General features: G+C 64.8%; 17 protein-coding genes. 9 read left to right on the forward strand and 8 right to left on the reverse strand.

Annotated features, from left to right (window positions below):
* Nucleotides 1-47: 47 nt before the first annotated feature.
* On the reverse strand, nucleotides 48-2,168 hold the full coding sequence (locus C7451_RS04525) for a molybdopterin-containing oxidoreductase family protein (RefSeq protein WP_110297785.1): 2,121 nt from the start codon (nucleotides 2,166-2,168) through the stop codon (nucleotides 48-50).
* 215 nt (nucleotides 2,169-2,383) lie between these two features.
* Between C7451_RS04525 and C7451_RS04530 the strand changes: the two genes are divergently transcribed.
* From C7451_RS04530 to C7451_RS04565, 8 genes are all read left to right on the forward strand, one after another.
* Nucleotides 2,384-4,699 carry a TonB-dependent receptor gene (locus C7451_RS04530; RefSeq protein WP_110297786.1) on the forward strand — a complete coding sequence of 772 codons (2,316 nt, stop codon included), beginning with the start codon at nucleotides 2,384-2,386 and terminating at the stop codon, nucleotides 4,697-4,699.
* Between the two features lie 82 nt (nucleotides 4,700-4,781).
* Complete coding sequence (locus C7451_RS04535) at nucleotides 4,782-6,242, forward strand: carotenoid oxygenase family protein (RefSeq protein ID WP_110297787.1); 1,461 nt, start codon at nucleotides 4,782-4,784, stop codon at nucleotides 6,240-6,242.
* Between the two features lie 4 nt (nucleotides 6,243-6,246).
* On the forward strand, nucleotides 6,247-7,806 hold the full coding sequence (locus tag C7451_RS04540; RefSeq protein ID WP_110297788.1) for a long-chain-fatty-acid--CoA ligase: 1,560 nt from the start codon (nucleotides 6,247-6,249) through the stop codon (nucleotides 7,804-7,806).
* A gap of 116 nt (nucleotides 7,807-7,922) precedes the next feature.
* Complete coding sequence (locus tag C7451_RS04545; RefSeq protein WP_110297789.1) at nucleotides 7,923-8,921, forward strand: NADP-dependent oxidoreductase; 999 nt, start codon at nucleotides 7,923-7,925, stop codon at nucleotides 8,919-8,921.
* A gap of 348 nt (nucleotides 8,922-9,269) precedes the next feature.
* Nucleotides 9,270-9,542: a hypothetical protein gene (locus C7451_RS04550; RefSeq protein ID WP_110297790.1), complete on the forward strand. Its 273-nt coding sequence runs from the start codon at nucleotides 9,270-9,272 to the stop codon at nucleotides 9,540-9,542.
* A 160-nt stretch (nucleotides 9,543-9,702) separates the two neighbouring features.
* A complete protein-coding gene (locus tag C7451_RS04555) occupies nucleotides 9,703-10,572 on the forward strand; it encodes an alpha/beta fold hydrolase (protein WP_110297791.1) in 870 nt (289 codons plus the stop codon).
* Nucleotides 10,572-11,372 carry a TIGR03084 family metal-binding protein gene (locus C7451_RS04560; protein ID WP_110297792.1) on the forward strand — a complete coding sequence of 267 codons (801 nt, stop codon included), beginning with the start codon at nucleotides 10,572-10,574 and terminating at the stop codon, nucleotides 11,370-11,372. The genes C7451_RS04555 and C7451_RS04560 overlap by 1 nt, the downstream gene beginning before the upstream one ends.
* Before the next feature lie 562 nt (nucleotides 11,373-11,934).
* Complete coding sequence (locus tag C7451_RS04565) at nucleotides 11,935-12,498, forward strand: hypothetical protein (protein WP_110297793.1); 564 nt, start codon at nucleotides 11,935-11,937, stop codon at nucleotides 12,496-12,498.
* 64 nt (nucleotides 12,499-12,562) lie between these two features.
* Here the strand turns inward: C7451_RS04565 and C7451_RS04570 are convergent, their stop codons facing one another.
* The 7 genes from C7451_RS04570 to chlG all read right to left on the reverse strand — a co-directional run bounded on the left by C7451_RS04570 (nucleotide 12,563) and on the right by chlG (nucleotide 19,559).
* Nucleotides 12,563-13,366: a hydratase gene (locus tag C7451_RS04570; protein ID WP_110297794.1), complete on the reverse strand. Its 804-nt coding sequence runs from the start codon at nucleotides 13,364-13,366 to the stop codon at nucleotides 12,563-12,565.
* A gap of 47 nt (nucleotides 13,367-13,413) precedes the next feature.
* Nucleotides 13,414-14,955, reverse strand: coding sequence for a 1-hydroxycarotenoid 3,4-desaturase CrtD (gene crtD / locus C7451_RS04575; RefSeq protein ID WP_110297795.1), 1,542 nt, complete (start codon nucleotides 14,953-14,955; stop codon nucleotides 13,414-13,416).
* A 335-nt stretch (nucleotides 14,956-15,290) separates the two neighbouring features.
* Complete coding sequence (locus C7451_RS04580) at nucleotides 15,291-15,563, reverse strand: hypothetical protein (RefSeq protein ID WP_110297796.1); 273 nt, start codon at nucleotides 15,561-15,563, stop codon at nucleotides 15,291-15,293.
* Nucleotides 15,563-16,045, reverse strand: a complete 483-nt coding sequence (locus C7451_RS04585; RefSeq protein WP_110297797.1) for a TspO/MBR family protein — start codon at nucleotides 16,043-16,045, stop codon at nucleotides 15,563-15,565. The genes C7451_RS04580 and C7451_RS04585 overlap by 1 nt, the downstream gene beginning before the upstream one ends.
* Nucleotides 16,046-16,091: 46 nt before the next feature.
* Entirely contained in the window at nucleotides 16,092-17,297 is a 1,206-nt protein-coding gene (locus tag C7451_RS04590; protein ID WP_110297798.1) for a geranylgeranyl diphosphate reductase, read from the reverse strand.
* 28 nt (nucleotides 17,298-17,325) lie between these two features.
* Entirely contained in the window at nucleotides 17,326-18,660 is a 1,335-nt protein-coding gene (locus C7451_RS04595) for a BCD family MFS transporter (protein ID WP_110297799.1), read from the reverse strand.
* A complete protein-coding gene (chlG, locus tag C7451_RS04600; RefSeq protein ID WP_110297800.1) occupies nucleotides 18,657-19,559 on the reverse strand; it encodes a chlorophyll synthase ChlG in 903 nt (300 codons plus the stop codon). The genes C7451_RS04595 and chlG overlap by 4 nt, the downstream gene beginning before the upstream one ends.
* 213 nt (nucleotides 19,560-19,772) lie before the next feature.
* On the opposite strand from chlG, the gene C7451_RS04605 reads away from it, so the two are divergent.
* Nucleotides 19,773-21,254 (forward strand): porin, encoded by a 1,482-nt coding sequence (locus C7451_RS04605; RefSeq protein ID WP_110297801.1) that lies wholly within the window; start codon nucleotides 19,773-19,775, stop codon nucleotides 21,252-21,254.
* The last annotated feature ends 39 nt before the right edge of the window (nucleotides 21,255-21,293 follow it).

A 21,293-nucleotide genomic window follows, 5' to 3' on the forward strand; every position in this document is an offset into this window, starting at 1 on the left:
CTTGCGGCTGCAATCCCGGATGCCCCGAAGGATCGGTCTGTGCGACTTCAAGCACGCAGCACCTTGACCGGGATCGCGCTTTGCAGCGCCTGGCCGGTGATCGGGTCATAGCCTGCGGTTTCGCTGACCAGCCGGTTGGTGGAGCCCCCGCGCAGTGGCACCTCGTCTTTCCCGACATCGGGATCGCCATAGCCGTGCGCCATCGAGATGACGCCGCGCCGCAACGCTGCCGAGGCCTTGGCGAGCGCGTGCACCTCGCCGTGCGGCGAGGCAATGCGGATCATCTCGCCATCCGCGACGCCCAGCCCTTCCAGATCATCAGGATGGATATGCGCCGGATTGGTGGTGCGCTTGGCCCTGAGTGCGGAGAGATGCCCGCCGGTCGAGTTGAAGCGGTGGCGGCTGCGGCGCGAGATCAGTCGGAAGGGATAGCCCTGTTGCGCCGGATCGTTGCGGCCATACAGCATCAATTGCTGCGGCATCGCACCTGCTGCCAGATCGAACCGCGCCTCGTGGCCAGGTTCCGCCGGTTCGACGATCGGGTGCCGGTCGTGATAGATGACTGCACGGCCATCGGGGCTGTCGGCATGCACCTGGCTCGGCGGCACCACGCAGCCTGCGACCGCGAGGTCGAGAAACGCCTCCTTGTCCGGGCAGGCATCCATCGGACACGGCCCGCCCGCCAGCGGCAGCCCGGTGCCGAGCCGCTTCGCCAGCCCCCAGAGCATCTCGTACTCGTCGAGCAGATCGCCGGGGCGCGGCAGGATCGCCTCGGTATAGCGCGCGTACGGAATCTCGTACCACCATTCGGACAGCGACGAGATGTCGTCGCGCTCGAGGCTCATCAGCGGCGCGAGGATATAGTCGCTGCGGCGCGCGGATACGCCTTCCGCCCGCACATCGACGCTGACGAACAGTTCGAGCGCGTCAATCGCGCGCGCCATCTTGTCCTGATCGGGAAAGGCGAGCATCGGGTTGCCGCCGATCGAGATCAGAGCCTTCACCTGGCCGGGGCCGGGGGTGAGGATTTCGTCGGCCATCACGTTGCACGGCATCTCGAACATCAGATGGGTGAGGCCGCGGAAGCGCGAGGCGGGATAGCCTTCGCCCCACAGCTTCATCGGCGGATTGACCTGCGCCCGGCGCGGGGTGACGGGCGTGAAGATGCGCGGGATCGAGCTCTTCTCGCCCTCGCGGCAGAAGCGCCCGCACAGGATGTTGAGGCTGCTCACCAGATATTGGGTCAGCGTACCGTTGCCCGCCATTTCCGGGCCGGTGCCGGTGCTGGCCGAGCCTTTCCTCCCACCCGCGAACATCCGCGCGGCCGCCACCAGATCGGCCTCGCTCACGCCCGCGCGCGCGGCGGCGACGGCAGGCGGGAAGCCCGCAACCGCCTTTTTGAGTTCGGCGAGGCCATCGACATGCACTTGCACGAACGCCTCGTCATAGAGCCGCTCCTGCAGGATCACGTGGATCATCCCCGCAAGCAGCGCCGGGTCCTCGCCGGGCTTCACAGGCAGGTGAATATGCGCGAGCTCCGCGACATCGCTCTCGCGCGGATCGGCGACGATGAGCTTGAGGCCGCCTGCGATCGCATCACGCAACCGCCGCGAGGGCGAGAAGGGCGGAAGGCCGCCCGGTGGTCCGTAATGCGAGACGATCGGGTTGTTGCCGATGAAGAACGCGACATCTGCCTCGCCGAACACATGCCCGCCGCCCGACCAACTGCCATATTGCGCGGCGGTGTACACCTTCGCGGGCTGGTCGAGCGTGACGCTGGTATAGAAATGCCGGGTGCCCAGCCCTTGCGCGAACGCCATGGCCGAGGCGACCCCGGCGCTGTTCTGGAAGGAATAGGTACCAGCATAGATCGCAACGCTGTCCGGACCGTGCTCCTCGATCAACGGCTTCAGCTGCGCGGCAATCTCGTCGAGCGCCGCTTGCGTGGCGATGGGTTCGAAGCCGTGCGCGCCTTTCTTTTGCGACGACAGCAGCCGCTCGGGATGATGATGCGCCTCGGGCAGTTGCCGCCCCTTGATGCAGGTATAGCCGCCGAACACCGGGTCTTGCCGGTCGCCCGACACGCGCACCACGCGGTCGCCCTCGGTCTCGACCAGGATCGCGCAATTGGCGTGGCAGAAACGGCAGAAGCTGCGCTGGACCGGCATGGCGTTCCCTCCCCTCGGACATGGGCTGGCGGGCCGCGTTCCAGGCACGCAGCAAGGCAGCCGGACCCCGACCCTGTGCCGCCAACCTAGCGCTTGCCGTAGGGTCCGCGACTGTCATTTTTGACACTTGAGGCATTGTCGCCCCCGGATCATTTTCGCGCAGCATAGGAAAAGGTGCGGGTCAAAAAGGCCGCAGCATTGAGGGGAGGTTTGTCATGAGGGTGTCCACCTATCTGTCGGCGTCAACCTTCGCATTGGGGCTCGCGATGCTCGCGGCACCCCAGGCGGCGATCGCGCAGGAGGCGTCCGATCAGCCGGCGAGTGCAGAACAGGCCGAAGAGGGCGGCCTGCGCACCATCGTCGTCACCGCGCAACGCCGCGAGGAATCGCTCCAGGCAGTGCCGGTTGCGGTCTCCGCGATCGATTCCGAGGCTCTGGCTACCGGCGCGGTCGACGATCTGCGCGACTTTGCCGGACGCGTTCCCGGCCTCGTCGTCGATCCGGTGAACGCGGGGCCATCCGCTGCCGCGATCGCGATCCGCGGCATCAGCTTCGAGGACATCGAAAAGTCGTTCGACCCGGCGGTCGGTGTGGTGGTCGACGATGTGTTCATCGGCACCAATACCGGGCAGCTGCTCGATGCGTTCGATCTGGAATCGATCGAGATCTTGCGCGGGCCGCAGGGCACATTGTTTGGCCGCAACACGATTGGTGGTGTCATCAACGTCCGCCGCAGCAAACCGACCGGCGAATGGGGCGTGCGCGCCTCGATCGGCTATGCCGAATATAACACCATCCGTGGGCGCCTGGTCGTGAACACGCCGATGATCGGCGATTTCCTCGCGCTCAAGGGCTTCTTCTTCTACGACAATACCGATGGCTATCTGCGCAACGTGACGCAGGGCAACCGCCGCACCAACGAGTATGAGGTCTGGACTGCCGGCGTCACCGCGCTGATCACGCCCACCGACGATATCGAAGCGGTGATCACCTACGAGCATATGGAGGAAGATGGCGAGGTCGCGACCGCCAGCGTCTCGAACGATCTGGACCTGATCTGCCTTCAGGTGCCGGTGCCGGGCGTCGGTCTGGTCCGCGCATTTCAGATTCCGGACAACCAGTGCAACCGCACGCCGACCAACAGCCGCCTGCTCTATGACGTTTTCGGCAATATCCAGACCCCGGTGCGCAACAAGACCGATGCGATCAGCGGGACGATCACCGTCGAACTGGGCGATTTCACGCTCACCTCGGTCACCGGCTGGCGCAAGAACAACGAAAGCGTCCGGCAGGATTTCGACTCGGCATCGATCAACTTCTTCGACACCCTGCGCATCCAGCGCTACGAGCAGTTCAGCCAGGAAATCCGGTTTGCAGGCGATGTCACCGACTGGATGGATATCGTGCTGGGCGCCTATTATTTCGATAGCCAGTACACCCTGCGCCAGACCTCGTTCTTCGGCTTTCTCGGCCCCGGCGCCAGCGCCTTCCAGCTTTCGGTCGGCGATTCCAAATCCTATGCCGGTTTTGCCGATGCGCGCTTCAAGCTGTCGGACAATCTGACGCTCGGCGTAGGCGGCCGTTATACCAAGGACGAGAAGGCGCTGGTCACCAATTTTGCGCTCAGCCCGACCGGGGCTTGTCCCGTGGGCTTTGCCGGGATCGTCGCTGCCGATTGCCGTGGCTCCGAGGATTTCGGCGAGTTCACCTATCGCGCCAGCCTCGACTACCAGTTCGATGACGGGCAACTGCTCTATGCCAGCTATTCGCGCGGCTTCCGATCGGGTGGTTTCAACGGCCGCGCCGCGACGCCGACCGCTATCGGCCCGTATCAGCCCGAAATTGTCGATGCCTATGAAATCGGCCTGAAGGCGGACTGGCTCGATCGCCGCCTGCGCACCAATATCGCGATCTTCCAGACCGATTATTCGGACAAGCAGGAAGAGCTGGTGCGCGCGACGCAAGCGCCGTTCAACGCCATTCAGGCGCAGGAAACCATCGTCGAGAACGCGGCTTCTGCGCGGATCAAGGGCGTCGAGCTGGAGATTGTCGCGCTGCCGGCAGACGATCTGTCGTTCAATTTCTCGGCGACCTATCTCGATGCCAATTACCAGAATTTCGTGCGCGGAGGCATCGACGTGTCCGATCTCGATCTGCGGCGTGCGCCCCGATATGCCTGGTCCGCCGGGTTCGATTACACCCGGCCGGTGGGCGATGGCGAGTTCCGCTGGAGCACCATCTTCCGCTATGTCGACAAGTACACGACCTGCATCGTGGCCGATCCGGCGCTGCAGGCGCAGGGTATCATCACCAACGACCGCCGCTGCGAAGCCTCGGAGCGCGAGATTCTCGACTCGACGCTCTCGTACAAGCACGATTTCGGCGGGGCGAGCGCGACCTTCAGCGTCTTCGGCCGCAACCTCTTCGACAATCGCGGTCTGTCGAGCACGCTGCCGGTGGCGGGGCTGTTCGCCTTTGCCGGTGTGCGTCCGCCCCGGCAGATCGGGGCCGAACTCATGCTCGAATTCTGATAGCCTCTCTCGGCCTGTCGCTCTGGCATCGGAGCGGCGGGCCTTTTGTTGAAACCTATCTGGGACAGGCAGACGCAAGACCATGGCCAAGCCCTTTCCGCCGCATCCCTTCCTGCATGGCCACCATGCCCCCAACCGGTTCGAGGCGGACGCGCCCGACCTGGTGATCGAGGGCGAGATTCCGGACGATCTGGCAGGCGTGTTCTATCGCAACGGACCCGAGCCGCTGCACCCGACGCGCGGGGACGAATATCACTGGTTCGACGGCGACGGCATGGTCTACGGCTTCTTCATCGAGAATGGCCGAGTCTCGATGCGCAACCGCTGGGTCAGGACCGAGAAGTTCGAGCTGGAAAAGGCAGCGGGCGAACGGCTGTTCGGCGTGTTCGGCAATCCGATGACCGCCGACCCGTCGGTGCAGGGCAAGCGCTACAACACCGCGAACACCAATATCATCATTCACGGCGGCAAGCTGCTCGCGCTGATGGAAGGCGCGCCGCCGGTCGAGATGCACCCGCGTGACCTCAGCACCATCGGCGAGGAGCATTATGGCGGGACGATCTCCACCACCTTTTCCGCGCATCCCAAGATCGACCATGCCACCGGCGAGCTGATCAATATCGGCGCGATGATCAACGGGCCGATGGGCGCGGCGGAAATCCGCTATGACATTATCGACCGCACCGGCGCGCTGACGCACAGCCAGATCATCCCGGTCCCGCACATGAGCCTGATGCACACCTTCTTCGTGACCGAGAACTGGGTGGTGTTTCCGGTGCTGCCGATCGACACCGATCTTGGCCGCTTCATGCGCGGCGGGCCGATGACCGCCTGGGTCAACGACCGCCCGTCCAAGCTGGCGGTGATGCCGCGCCGGGGCGGGGCCTGCGACGTGCGCTGGTTTGAATACGAGCCGCGCCACATGTTCCACGAACTGAACGTGTGGGAGGAGGACGGCAGGATCATCGCCGATGTCGCCGCCGCCAACGGCACCGCGCTGTTCCCCGACGAGACCGGGGTGCGCGCCACGCATGCGGGCACGCGCCAGAGCCTGCGCCGCTGGACGATCGACCTGCATGCGAATAGCGACATGCTGCGCGAGGAGGTGCTGAACGAACGCGACCTGCAATTCCCGCGTCCCGACGACCGGCTGATGACCCGCCGAACGCGTCATGCCTTTGCCAATATCAATCTGGAATCGCGCGATGCCCGGGCCGAAGGGCTCGATGCGGTGCTTCGCTTCGATACCGAGACGGGCGAGGAGGATATCTATCATTTCGGGAAAGGTTCGGCTGCGGGCGAACTGATTTTCGCGCCGCGCCTCGGGGCGAAGACGGGGCCGGAGGGCGAGGCGGACGGCTATGCCATGACGCTCGTCCATCGTGCCAATGCGCCGGGCAGCGAACTGGCGATCTTCCACGCGCTCGATATCGCCTCGGGGCCGGTGGCGCGGGTGCATGTGCCCTTCCGCGTGCCGAGCGGTTTCCACTGCAATTTCTATCCCGCCGATGGCGGTCTCTACGCCCAGGCGATGGTGCACTGATCCGATGAGCATGATTGCCGAGATGGTGGCGCGCGGCGCTGCTGCGACCCCGCAAAAGACCGCGCTGATCCAGGATGACGAGGCGCTCGATTATGCGACGCTGCATGATCTGACCCGCCGCTGCGTTGCGGCACTCAAGGCGAGCGGCATCGGCAAGGGCGACCGGGTGGCGTTTCTCGGCCTCAACCATATCGATTATGTCATCCTGCTGATCGCCGCGTTGCGCCTCGGGGCGGTGACGGTGGCGGTCAACTGGCGGCTGGTGCCGCGCGAGATCGCCTATATCGTTCAGGACGCCGGCGCGCGCCTGCTGCTGACGCAATCGGCGGTGCTGGACAATGCGCTGGCGGTGCGCGGCGAGGCGGGGCTGGAGACGATCCTGCTCAGCGATGGCGCATTCGAAGGACGGCACGATTTTCGCACCTGGCTGCAGGGCTTTGCGGCGGATGACAGCGTTGCAGCGCTGGACCCGGCGGATGTCGCGGTGCAGCTCTACACCTCGGGTACCACGGGGCACCCCAAGGGGGCGCTGCTCACGCATGGCAGCCTTACGGCCTCACTGAGCCAGGGCCGCAAGATCGGCGAGGACTGGGCAGCCTGGTGGCCGAGCGACGTGTCGCTGGTGGCGATGCCGCTCTTCCATATCGGTGGCACCGCCTGGGTGATGCAGACGCTGAACGGCGGCGGCACCGGGGTGATCCTTGCCCAGCCCGATATCGCCGCGATCATCGCCACGGTGCAGCAGCATGGCATCACCAAGATGTTCGCGGTGCCCGCCGTGCTCAACATGATTCTGAACCATCCCGATGCCGCAGGCGCGGATTTCTCTTCGATGCGGGTGCTTCCATATGGCGCGTCGCCCATCCCGCTCGACGTGCTCAGCCGCTCGATGCAGATGTTCCCGAATGCTGAGTTCGTGCAGATGTATGGCGCGACCGAGACCAGTGGGACGATCGTCTATCTGCCGCCCGAGGATCATGATGTCGCGGGCACACCCCGGATGAAGGGCTGCGGCAAGCCGTTCCCGGATGTCGAATTGCGCATCGTCGGCGAGGACGGGCAGGACCGCGCGCCAGGCGAGGTCGGCGAGGTCTGGGTGCGCGCGCCGCTGGTGATGGCGGGCTATCACAACCTGCCCGAGGCCAATGCCAGCGCCTTTGTCCAGGGCTGGTACCGCACCGGTGACGCGGCCTATCGCGATGCCGACGGCTATCTGTATCTGTATGACCGGGTGAAGGACATGATCGTCTCGGGCGGGGAGAATATCTATCCCGCCGAGGTCGAGAACGCGCTGCACCACCACCCTGCCGTGCGTGACTGCGCCGTCATTGGCGTGCCCGATCCGCGCTGGGGCGAGGCGGTGAAGGCAATCGTGGTGCTGAAGGACGGCGAGGCGGTGGAGGCGGACGCCCTGATCGCCTTTGCGCGCACGCACATCGCCGGGTTCAAATGCCCCAAAAGCGTGGATTTCGTATCCGAACTGCCACGCAACCCTTCGGGCAAGATATTCAAGAAGGAATTGCGCAAGCTCTACTGGCAGGAGGGCGAGCGGCAGATCGGCTAGCGTTTCATAGTCATCCCCTCCCGTTTGTCCCGAGCGAAGTCGAGGGACGTATGCACGACGTCCCTCGACTTCGCTCGGGACAAACGGATTTTTCCGAGCTTGAACAGGAGCAAACCATGACCACCACCCGCCAATGGCTGATCGCAGGCCGCCCCCGTGGCCGCCCGGTGCAAGACAGCGATTTCGAACTCGTCACGCGCGAGCTGCCGCCGCCCGCACCTGGCCAGATGCTGCTCAGGACGCATTATCTGGGCTTCGATCCGGCGCAGAAGGGCTGGATGGAGAATATCGCCGATTATGTCGCGCCGACCGAGATCGGCGAAGTGATGCGCGGATCGGGCATTTCAGAGGTGATCGAATCGAACCAGGCCAAGTTCCCCGTCGGCACGATGGTGATCGGGTCGACCGGCTGGACCGAATATCACCTTTCGGACGGGGAAGGGCTGGTTCCGTGCGATCCTGAATTGCCGCCGACCGCGATGATGTCGGTGCTCGGCACCACGGGTCTGACGGCCTATTGCGGGCTGTTCAAGATCGGCAAGCCGGTTGCGGGCGATACCGTGCTGGTCTCTGGCGCCGCCGGGGCGACCGGATCGGTGGTCGGCCAGCTGGCGAAGATCGCCGGGTGCCGCGTCGTCGGCATCGCGGGCGGCGCAGACAAATGCGCCTGGCTCGTCGAGGAAGCAGGCTATGATGCCGCGATCGATTACAAGGCGGGCGGCGTGCGCGAGGCGATCCGGCAGCATTGTCCGCGCGGGGTCGATGTCATCTTCGACAATGTTGGCGGGGCGATTCTCGACGACATGCTCAGCCAGATTGCGACGAATGCGCGCGTCGTCATCTGCGGCGGCATCAGCCGCTACGAGACCGGACAGATGCCCGCCGGGCCGCAGAACTATTTCAACCTCATATTCCGTCGCGCCACGATGACCGGCTTCATCGTGCTCGACTGGGCAGCGGAATTCCCGGTAATCCGCAAGCGGCTGGCAGGCTTCGTCAAGGACGGGCGGCTGACCTATCGCGAGGACATTCAGCACGGCTTCGAGAACGCGCCGCAGACGATGCAGCGGCTGTTCTCCGGCGCGAACCGGGGCAAGCAGATGCTCAAACTGTAGCAGCACCCCCTTCCCGTTTGTCCCGAGCTTGTCGAGGGACGTGGGCGCAGGTCCCTCGACAGGCTCGGGACAAACGGATTTGGTCAAAGGTTTCCGCGCAATAGCCGAGCTATAGGTGCTAAAAGCGCAACTTTGTTGCGATGCACAACTCCTATTGAGATTCTAAGGTACTGAAATTAAACGGTGCACAAGCCTAATTGCAAAATCTGCATCTAGCCTCGCGAAAATATCATTCGCAGACGCAGCATTGCGTATTGAAACCTATCAATCGCACGCTTAAATGGCGGTCACAAGAATACCGCCCATAAGGGGCCAACGTCCTCCCCCGCGATTGAAAGGAATGTCATCATGAACCTTCGTTCCGCACTGCTCGGCGCCGTTCTCCTGGCCGCCACCGCCGCTCCCGCCTTCGCGCAGGACGACGCCCTGATCTCGAAGAACCAGACCATCTACGACGCCGAAGGCAAGCGCGTCGGCAAGGTGACCCGCGTTCTCGAAGACGGCTCGGCCCTGGTCATCTACAAGGGCAAGGTCGTGCGCATCGGCGCCTCGACCCTTACCGCTGGCGACGGCAAGGTTTCGACCTCGCTGTCGAAGAAGGAACTTGCCCGTCTGGATTGATCCTCTCGATCCATGACACCCGAAAAGGCCGGGGAAGCATAGCGCTTCTCCGGCCTTTTTCGTGTGTGCGTCGCGCGCTGCCAAGCCTGCCGTAGCGTCAGGCGAAACCCGCGCCCAAAGCCACTTTTCTTTTGCGCGCAAAGCCGTTTAAGGTTCGGGCATGAAACCGACTGGACCCTCTTCGCAGACCTATTTCTCGCAGCGGCTGCGGCTGCATTATGCCGATTGGGGCAATGAGGATGCCCCGCCGCTGATCCTGGTGCATGGCGGCGAGGACCATTGCCGCTCGTGGGACTGGGTGGCGAGCGAGCTGCAGCAAGACTGGCATGTCATCGCGCCCGACTTGCGCGGCCATGGCGATTCGCAATGGACCGCCGACGGCAACTATCCGATCATGAACTTCGTCTACGACCTGTCGCAGCTGGTCGAACAGTTCGGCTATGATCAGGTGACCATCGTCTCGCACTCGCTCGGCGGCAATACCGCTTTGCGCTATGCCGGGCTTTACCCGGAAAAGGTGCGCAAGATCGTCGCGATCGAGGGGCTGGGCCCATCACCGAAGATGATCGAGGAGCGCAACGCCACCCCGGTGCACGAACACTGGCGCAAATGGTATGCCGACAAGCGCGCCAAGGCGACGCGCAAGCACCGCGAATATGACAGCTTCGAGGAAGCGCTGTCGCGGATGCACGCGGAAAACAGCTATCTCACCGCCGATCAGGCGCGGCACCTGTGCGAACACGCCGTGATCCGCAACGAGAACGGCACCTATAGCTGGAAGTTCGACCCGCATATCCGCATCTGGCCGATCCTCGACATTCCGCCCGAGCACATGCACCAGCTATGGCAGCGCATCACCTGCCCGACGCTCTTGTGCTGGGGCGAGAAGAGCTGGGCCTCCGACCCCGAGGCCGATGGCCGAATGGAGCTGTTCCAGAACGCGCGGCTCGCCAAATTCGCCGATGCCGGACACTGGCTGCACCATGACCAGTTCGACCGGTTCATGGCCGAACTGAAGGGCTTTTTGTGATGCAGCAGGCGAGCGATTTCCTCACCGAATGCGACCGGATTCATGCGCTCGTTGCGCCGCTGGACGAGGCGGTGCTGGCGACACCGAGCGCGTTCAAGGGCTGGACGATCAGCGATGTCATCGGCCATCTGCACGTCTGGAACCAGGCGGCGCAGCTCTCGCTCAAGGACGAGGATGCGTTCAAGGGCTTCATGCGGCAGGTCGGCGGCATCATCGCCAAGGGCGGGGACCTCAACAGCTTCGAGCGCGTCTGGCTCGATGGCCTGACCGGCCAGGCACTGATTGCGCAATGGGCCGAGACCTATCGCGCGGTCGCCGCCGATTTCGCCGAAGCCGACCCCGCGCAGCGCGTGCCCTGGGCCGGGCCGAGCATGAGCGCGCGCTCGTCGATCACCGCGCGGCTGATGGAAAGCTGGGCGCATGCCCAGGCGATCTTCGACGTGCTGGGGGTGGATCGCGAGAATGGCGATGCGCTGAAGAATATCTGCGTGCTCGGGCTCAACACCTATGGCTGGACCTTCAAAAACCGCAAACTGGAGCCGCCCCAGCCGGTGCCGCAACTGCGCCTCACCGCGCCGTCGGGCGAATTGTGGGTCTTCGGCGAACCGGCGGACGGCGAGCTGATCGAGGGCGATGCGGAGCAATTCTGCCAGGTCGTCACGCAGACGCGCAACATCGCGGACACGTCGCTCAAGCTGACGGGTCCCAATGCCACTGCCTGGATGGCTATCGCGCAATGCTTTGCGGGCGCCCCAGTCGACCCGCCCGCGCCGGGGGTGCGGCGGAAGGCTGAGGCATAGCGCACACCTCCGCTCTCTCCCGTTGAGCTTCGCTCGCCTGCGGCTCAGGGGAGAGAAACGAAGGCTTGACAGCCCGCTGCCTAGCCGAAGTTGAGAGGGGCCAGCGAGGGTCGGTTTTGTTTGGCCAGGGCAGGGCAGCGCATTCCCCCCTCCCAACCCTCCCCCCTGAAGGGGAGAGGGCTATAGGCTCCACCCGCCATCCGCACCCCCTGCCCCTCCCTGAAAGGGAGGGGCAGGGGGTGGGTCATTCACGCGCGCCTTGGTGCACCCCCGGCGGGCTACCGCGTACCCACCCCAAACCCCTCCCTTGCAGGGAGGGGAACGCGCATCGCGCAGCCTCTCCATGAACACGCCCGCCCCTTCGCGCCTTCGCGTCTTCGCGTGCAAAATCAGGTTCACGAGAAGCCCGCGAAGTTGAAGGACCCGCGCCCACGCTGGCCATATAGCGGGGCCTTCGACAAGCTCAGGCTGAGCGGGAATGGTGCGGGTAGGACCAAGAATTTGCAAATACCTGAGAAGTGCAAATATTGCTCTTGTTCGGATTCTCTCCTAACCTCGGCCCATGAGAAATCTCGGTTTCCTTCTTGCGCTATTGATCATCGCCGGATTTATGCTGGTGCAAAGAAACGATGGTCCCAATTCTAGACGAATGAAGGCGACTGAAAGCTATCTTGTTTTTGATATCAGGCCGTTCGGTGACATACCGTATATGGCTTTCATCCATCCCATCGATCGCCAGCGTGCTCTGGAGCGGCCGGAGTCACTCGATTATGTCGAGCCTTGCACACGAAAAAAGACAATTGATGGGTATGAGGTGAGCGAACTACTTCCAACCGATCAGTGCGTCCATATGGAACCTGCCAAAGTCTGGCGCGGTGAATGGGTCGCACAGTATGAACACACGGTTTTCTGTCCTGCTGATGCCGAACAAACTCAATGCCCGATTCCCAACGACAGAATATGGCTGAGCGGCGCAACCAGTGGAGAAATCGGCAATCGCTATCTGGTTTCATTTGTCGGCAGAAAGACAAAATATCCCGGCGGCTACGGCCATTTTGGCCTATATCACTCCGAAATCATCGTTGACCGAATGATCTCTCAGGAGCTGCTTTCGGCCATAGAATAGTGATCTTCCGTCCAAGCTATCGCCCGCACCGGATGGCGCTCTCCACTCCCCCAAAAGCCGCCCCTTACCCCCGCCTCGGCATCCTAAACGGCAGCATCAGCTTCACGATCCACTTCTCGAGCCGGTCGAGCGACAGGCTCTCGTGCACCGCTTCGGCCTGCTCGCCAAACAGGCGCGTCTTGAGCGCGGTGCGTGAATAGAAGGGCGTGTCCTCCCACGTGCGGCGGATTTCGACCGGGGCACCTGCATCCGCCCTCGTGATGCGCGGCATGCGCCACAGGGTCTTGGGCAGCACGCGTTCGGGGGGCAGTTCGACCTCGCTGATCGTGCCGTCCTCGGCGAAGCGCAGGCCCATGGCGAAGCGGCTGGCGTCGCGGCGCTGGCCTTCATAGAGCACCACCGAATCGCGGCCCAGATGCGCGCGCGACCAGTGCCAGTCGGAGAAACCGCGCTCGAGCGGCTCGATCCCGGCATTGCTGTCGATATAGCCCTCGCCGCGCCAGCTCAAACCGGGGCTCTTCATGTCGACCTCTATCGCCGCGCGCGGGGCGATCGGACGCCAGGCATGATGGCCTTCGAGGTCGAGCGGCCAGGCGGTCTGCGGCATCATGTGCGGATAGACGCGGATCGTGCCGCGCACCCGGCGCGGGATCGGCGCGGTGATTTCCATCAGATCGATGCGCAGGCTGGTGCCGTCCCAGTGCATCGAGCTGGGGCCGATGACGAGATGGTCGTGATCGCGCGCCAGATGCTTCGACCCACGCTCGGTCATGCACCAGCCACCGCCGGGGCCGTAGAGCGCGACGTTCATCGCGATATGGTTGTTCGGATCGCCGCGCCCCGACCAGTGGTAATAGGGCGAGAACACGCTGCCGATGAACGCGATGATGGTGAGGCCGTGTTTTCCGTCGTCGCTCAGCGCGTCGATATACCACCAGGCATAGCCGCCCGGCGGGACGACCGCATCGAAGGCAGGTCCGCAAGCAGCCGCTCTGCCGCCAAGCGGCCGGAGAGGCTCGCCATCGGGATCCCGGCGCCGGGGTGAATGCCACCCCCGGCCAGATAGAGCCCCGGCAGGCGGCTGGCCGATCCGGGCCGCTGGAAAGCCGCCTTCCACCCATGGGTCGCCCGGCCGTAAAGGGCGCCGCCCGTCGCCGGGAAAAGTCGCTCGTAATCCGCCGGGGTCACCAGATGCGAATTGTCCGGCGAACGGTCGATCGTCAGGCCACAGGCCTCCAGGAAGCCGAAAACTTGCCTCTCGCATCGGTCGATCTCCGCCTGTGAACTCTGTTTGGTGTCGCCATTGGCTGGCGCGTTGACGATGAGCTGCAGCCGCTCCGGACCCGGCGGCGCGCGCGCGCTATGGTCGTCGCGGTCCTGCGCGCAGATATAGATGGTCGGGGATTCGGGCACCGCACCGCGCCCGAAGATCGCGTCGAACTCGGCACGATAATCGTTCGAGAAGAACACGCTGTGGCGCACCAATGGAAAACCGGCGGTCTTGGCGTTCATCAGCCAGGTCATGCTGGAGAGCGACCGCTGTTTCGGCGGCACCGGGGGTACAGCCTTGCGCACTGCATCGCCCAGCCGCCCGATTTGGAGCGCGGCAGGATCGCCGTTGAACACTACCGCGCGGCCGCGGATCACCTCACCCGATTCGAGCCGGACACCCGCAGCGCGGCCATGCTCGGTGACGATCTCGGCAATCGGGGCGTCATAGCGGAACTGTGCGCCGTTGCTGCGGGCAAGGTCGGCGATGGCTGTCGCGATCGAGTGCATGCCGTTGTCGGCGAGCCACACCCCGTCCTGCTCGACATGCGCGATCAGCATCAGGGTGGCGGGCGCGACGAACGGCGAGGAGCCGCAATAGGTGGCATAGCGCCCGAACAGCTGCTGCAGCCGGGGATCGTGGAAATGGCGGCCCAGCGCCTTCCACATCGCCTGATAGGGGCGGATCGCCATCGTCTCGGGCAGGCGCCTGAGGCCGATGCGCGTGACCAGAGAGAAGGGCGTGGGGGCAGGGGCTTCGAGATAGGGTTCGCGCAGCACGTTGAAGATGCGCGCGGCCTCGGCGCAGAAGCTGCGGAAACCGGCGGCATCGCGCGCGCCGAAATAGTCGCCGATCGCGGCTTCGCTGTGCGCCACATCGGCGAACAGGTCGAAAGGCGCGTCCGGCCCCCAGGCATGGCGCGCGATCAGGCTGGCGGGGGTCAGGGGGATCGCACTGTCGAGATCACCGCCGCAATCGGCGAACAGCCGTTCAAACACCCAGCGCATCGTGAACACCGTCGGCCCGCCATCGACCGGACGGCCCGCCGCCATCACCTCGCGCAGCTTGCCGCCGGGAGTCTTCTGCCGCTCGACCACCAGCACCGGCTCGCCCGCTGCGGCGAGCAGCGCGGCGGCGCTCAATCCGCCCATGCCGGCGCCCGCGACGATGATCGGTTCATGCCGCATGGATTGGCCAATCGGGAAAGCGCCGGGTCATTGTGCAATGCTAGCAGGTGTCCATAATGTTTGACAGATGTTTGTCACATTATCTGGACATGGCGCGATTGCGGATTGGCACAGCCCTGGAAGCCCTCCTCCTCGATGGGGGAGGGTGGGGTGGGGGTGATCGTACCGGCTGGCGCGAATGGTGCAACGCCACGCCCTCCCGCACAGCACGCACCTTCACCCTCACCGCTGCGACTAGGCTCCTTCGTCGTCAAGTCTCGCTGCCTCTCCCATCGAGGGAGAGGCGTGTCCAAGCGGCGATGCGGCTTGCGGTCCCCTGCCTGCGCAGGGGCCAGTCAGGCCCGGTGCCGCCTCAGCATCCCGCGCCGTCCCAGATCGGCCAGGTGTAGCGGGAAGGACAGGACCAGCGGCAGCGCAATCCACGGCCAGGGTGCCCCGGTCAGCGCACCGCGCAGCGCCAGCATCATCAGCACCGCCGCGCCCAGTCCCAGGCCGACGTCCATCGCCCGGTTGCCGCGGATCACCAGCCAGACGAATTCGGCGGCGAGCACCACCAACACCAGATCGACGACATGGCCGCTGGCGAACAGGGCGCGCGCAAACTCCATCAGCCGAACGGCCCGTTGAGCTGGACGATCGCATAGTTGAGCGCGGCGGCGACACTGACCCAGGCGATATAGGGCAGCAGCAACAAGGCCGAGAGCTTCGAGAAGCGGCCGCAATAGACGATCAGCCCGGCGATCGAGAGCCAGAGCAGCGCGACCTCGATCAGCGCCCAGTCGGGCCGCTGCACGCGGAAGAAGAGGAGGCTCCACAGCACATTGAGAAAACCGTTGAACGCGAACAGCCCGATGACGTTGGTCCGCGCCTTGACGCTGGGCGCGGCGCGCCAGGCGGCGAGCGAGGCTATGGCGGCGAGGGCAAAGATCAGCGTCCAGGCGACACCGTAAAGCCAGCCGGGCGGGGCCCAATTGGGCTGCCGCAGCCCCTGATACCAGGGGCCGAGATCGGTGATCGTCGCGCCACCGGCTGCGACGATCAACGCCGCCATCGCTGCCAGGATGACCGGCAGCAAGCCTTCACGATGCATTCCAGCCTCCCAGCTGCGGCCTCTCGGCCTGTGCGTCCGTCAACAGTTATGCCCGCGAAAGCCCGAGCAGATGGCCCATGTCCTTCACGAAGATCTTGGCATGCGCCACCGGTTTGCGGCGCACCAGCTCCTTGTGCATGTAACTCTGCCAGGTCAGATACTGCACGTCCGGATCGGCGCACATCTTGACGAAGCGCTCGCGGCGCTTGTCCGACGAATACCAGAAATACTGCATGATCCCCAGGATCCAGAACACCTTGCCGTGCTTGCTCATGAACGCCTTGCGCGCCTGTTTGAGCGCGGCAGGCTTGCCGGTGGCGAGGAACTGGTAGACCGAATCGGCCGCGAGTCGCCCGCAGGCCATGGCATAGTAGATGCCCTCGCCCGACGCCGGGGCGACCACGCCCGCCGCGTCGCCGGCGACCACGATGTCGCGGCCATTGTCCCAGCGTTTCAGGGGTTTGAGCGGGATGGGCGCACCTTCCTTGCGGATCGTCTCGCACCCGTCCAGCCCGACCTGCTTGCGCATCAGCGCGGTGGTCTCGCGCAAGGCAAAACCCTTGTGCGCGCTGCCCAGCCCGATGCTGGCGGTCTCACCGTGCGGGAAGATCCACGCATAGAAATCGGGCGAGAGATGGCCCTGATAATAGACGTCGCAGCGATCGGGATCGAAATCGGCGGCCACTGCCGGTTCGGGGGCCTTGATGATCTCGTGATAGGCAAAGACGCATTTGACGTCCGTTGCCCCCGGGATGTTCTCCTTCGCGACGGCAGAGCGCGCGCCGTCCGCGCCGATGACCGATCGCACGCGCAACCGGCGGTCGGGACCGCCGCGCCCCTCGCGCCAGACCAGCACCGCCATGCCGTCGGAGTCGCGGTCGATCCGTTCATAGCTGCCGGTGATCCGCGTCGCGCCATTGGCCCGTGCGCGCTCGCGCAGCCATTCGTCGAACACATCGCGGTCGACCATGCCGACAAAGCCCTTGCCTTCGGGGCCGTCGCCGACCGGCATGTCGACCTCGCGGCCCGAGGGCGCGATCATCCGCGCCGCGCGCGCCTTGGCGACGAGCAGCGATTCGGGAATCTCGAAATCCTTGAGCAGCCGGGGCGGGATTGCCCCACCGCATGGCTTGATCCGCCCGGCCCGGTCGAGGAGCAGCACCTTGAGCCCGCGCCGCGCCAGATCGTTCGCAGCGGTCGCACCCGATGGTCCGCCGCCGATGACCGCCACATCGAAATCCGCCTGTGCCATTGCGTCCACGCTCCTTCAGGTCCGGCCGTCAGGCCGGTGCCGCCACCATAGACGGCGCCGGGCTGCGCATGGTCACGCGCACCCCCAGCAATGCAGCGAAGACGAACAGCCCCGCCTCGCCCGCAAAGATCAGTTGAAAAGCCGCGCCATCGCTGGCGAGCATGCCGCGCGCCGCATCGACGCCCAGCGCGCCGGTGAGGCCGCCAAGGCCGAAGGCGATTGCCTGCGCCGCGCCCCAGACGCCCATGCGCACGCCTTCCTTCGATTGCTGGCCCGCGCCTGCCAGTCCCATCATCGCGCCGATCGCGGACACCGCGAACAGGCCGTTGGCAAAGCCCAGCAGGCCGACATTGACGCGCAATGGCCAGGCATCAGGCGCAGTCGCTGCCAAGGCGAGGCCCGCGAGAGCCAGTGCGCTGCCGCCGCATCCGGCGAGAATCCACCAGCGCAGATCGGCTGGCCGCCGTCCGGCAAAGGCGCTGCCGCCGATTCCGGCGACGATCATGCCGGCCATCACGCCGCCATGCTGCAATCCTGCGAGCTTGGTCGATTCGCCCGGGCTCATCCCGAAGACCAGACCCGCATAAGGCTCTAGGATCAGATCCTGCATCGCATAGGCGAGCATCGAGACGAAGACGAAGATGGTGAAGCGCCGCGCGGTGGCATCGCCCATGATCTCGCGCAGCGCCTCGCCGAACGAGGCGGAGGGCGCATCGTCATGCGGGTGCGCGGGCGCGACCAGGCGCCGCTCGATCCCCGAGATCGCGAGCCAGGCGAGCAGGAAGGCGCACAGCGCCACGCCGCCCGAGACGGTCGCGAGCCGCTGTTCGCTGAACGGATCGATCAGGCTGCCTGCGGTCGCAGCGGCCATCACGATGCCGGCGACCATCATGATCCAGGTAATCGCCGCTGCCGCCGCGCGGCGTTCGGGCACCACGCCGGAGGCGAGCATCGCGAGCAGCGAGGTGCCTGCCGCGCCTACCCCTGCGCCGATCATGCTGAAGGCAAGGATCGCAAGCAGAGTGCCGGGGATCGCTGCTACCGGCAGCAGGATCGTCGCATTGACCGCGACGATGCCGCCCAGCGCAAGGATTCCCATCCCGCCGATGATCCAGGGGGTGCGCTTGCGGCCCTTGTCCGATCCGTGTCCCCATAAGGGCCGCGACAGCTGCACCGCATAGTGCCAGGCTACCAGTCCTGCCGGCAGGGCGGCGGGCAGCGCATATTCGACCACCATCACCCGGTTGAGCAGCGACGTCGCGAGCATCACGATCGCGCCGATGCTGGCCTGTACCAGCCCCATCCGCATGATGTCGGTCCAGCCCAGCCCTATTTTCGGGGCGGCGATGCGTGCGGCGCTCATATCCAGCCCCCCAGGCCCAAAGCGGCGGCGAGCATGCCGAGCACATAGGACGAGACGCCGGTGGCATTGTACCAGGGTGCGTACTTGTTGGGATCGGTCAGCAGGCGGCGCATGAACACGATCTGCATCGCCAGCAGCAGCGTCACCGCGATAGCGGAGATCGCCAGCCCCCATTGGAAGAGTAGTGCGATGACGAACAACTGTGGCACCGCCATCACTGCGCAGGCCAGCTTCGCGGCGTTCGCGACACCCAGGGTCACCGGCAGCGATCGCACGCCCATCGCGCTGTCGCCCTCGACCGCCTTGAAATCGTTCAAGGTCATGATGCCATGCGCGCCGAGGCTGTAGAGCAGGATGACGATCAGCACACGCGCGTCGGGCAGGCCTCCGGTCATCACGCTCGCGCCGGTAAACCAGCTGAGCCCTTCATAGCTCAGCCCCACGACCGCAGGGCCGATCCATCCGCTCATCTTGAAGCGGAAGGGCGGCGCGCTGTATCCCCAGGCGCAGAGCAGGCCGACGATGGTCGCGACGAACACCCAGAAACCGAGCGCCAGCCCGAGCAGCAGCGACAGCGCAGAGCCGATCAGCGCGACATACAGCCCCCAGCGCCCGGCGATCCGGCCCGAGGGGATCGGGCGTTCGGGCTGGTTGATCGCATCGACATGCCGGTCGAACCAGTCGTTCACCGCCTGGCTGGTGCCGCAGACCATCGGGCCCGCCAGCAGCACGCCGCCGAACAGGAACCACCAGCGTCCCTCAAGCCCCGCGCCCGACGACATGACCCCGCAGAAGAACGCCCACATCGGCGGAAACCAGGTCACCGGCTTCAGCAATTCCAGCACATCGCGCGGATGCGGAATCGGCGCGGACGGCGAAATGTTGGCAGAGCGATCCATGGGATGAAGGCTATGCCTGACGCCGCAGAGTGTCAATCAGAATGGACAGCCAGGAATGTCGTGCCGGAACGTCGCAAGGCCCACAGGCGGGCGTCGCCGGCTGGCCGATGTCACAAAAGCGTTTTGTTCAGTTCACAAAATAGACATAAAAGCTTCATATTTGCGCATCCGAACCGTCGCGGCAGGGCGCGGCATTGCCACAGGCGCCTGAACATGACTTCTCCTCGCACGGCTCTCTTGCGATTGCCACTGATCGCCATTGCGCTGGCCACCGCTGCATCTCCGGCCCTGGCCGGAGAAGCGCCGGCCTCTCCTGCCGAACAGCCCGACTATCTCGGCATCATCGCCGATCTCCAGCGCCAGATCGATGAACTCAAGGCCACGGTCAGCGAACTCAAGGCGGAAAGGCAGGCCGCAGCACCAGCGCCTGCGTCCGCCTCGCCTGTCCTGGCGCAGGCCGCACCGCCGGCTTCCCCGTCAACGCCAACCGTTCCTCCCGCTCCATCCGAGCCTGCTCCGCAGGTTGCCGCTGCCAGCCCCGGCAAGGGCAAGCCCTGGTACGAAAAGCTGCAATTGCGCGGCTATACCCAGCTTCGGCTGAACTCTATCGTTTCGGGCGATGCCGAAGCTCCTGCGGGCGTGTCGCGGCTGCGCACGATCGGCGACGGCGAGGTTCGCGCGGACAACAATTTCAGCTTCCGCCGCGTGCGCCTCGTGCTGCAGGGCGATGTCAGCGATTATCTTTCGCTCTATCTGCAGGCCGATATGGCAACGGCGGTGTCCAACCAGTCGGCAGGCGAGCGGCGCGAAGGCTTCGCCCAGTTGCGCGATGCCTATGCCGATGTGTTTCCGACAAGGGACAAGAGCTTCCGCGTCCGCTTCGGCCAGTCGAAAATCCCCTATGGCTGGGAAAACATGCAGTCCTCGTCGAACCGGCTGGCGCTCGACCGCAGCGACGGAATCAACACTGGCGCACCCAGCGAGCGGGATATCGGCATCGTCGCCTATTACACCCCCGATCACGTCCAGGACATCTGGGACCGGCTGGGCAAGGACGGGCAGAAGCTGTTCGGCAATTACGGCGCCTTTGGCCTCGGCGCGTTCAACGGCCAGGGCACCAACCGCACCGAGACCAACGACAATGTGATGATCGTCGGCCTTGCGACCTGGCCGTTCGAGCTCGATGCGCTCGGACTGGAGGGGCAGGTGTTCGAGCTGGGCGGATCCTTCTATCGCAACCGCGTCAATCCGGAGATCCGCACCGGCGGGGTCAGCCCCATCGACTACAAGGACAATCGCATCGGGGTGCACGCGATCCTCTACCCACAGCCGTTCGGCCTCCAGGCGGAATGGAACTGGGGCACGGGGCCGGAATTCGACCCGGTCAGTCGCCAGATCGAAGAGCGGCCGATCAATGGCGGCTATATCCAGGCGATGGCGCGTGTACGCCAATCGCCGCTGGGGCCGTTCCATCCCTTTGCCCGCTGGCAATATTATCGCGGCGGCTTCAAGGGGGCCATCAATGCGCCCAGGCTGGAAACCGAAGAACTCGAATTCGGGCTGGAATTCCTGCCGACCCCCGCGCTGGAACTGACCGTCACCTATGGCTTTGCCTCGCGCAAGGAGGCTGACGAGCGGCGTTTCGGACAGGCGGAAGGCGAGCTGCTGCGCATTCAGGCGCAATGGAATTATTGAACTCGGCGCACCTCTTGACCTTTTCTACACGCCCGCTCG

Source organism: Blastomonas natatoria (genome assembly GCF_003201955.1).
Lineage (GTDB): Bacteria > Pseudomonadota > Alphaproteobacteria > Sphingomonadales > Sphingomonadaceae > Blastomonas > Blastomonas natatoria.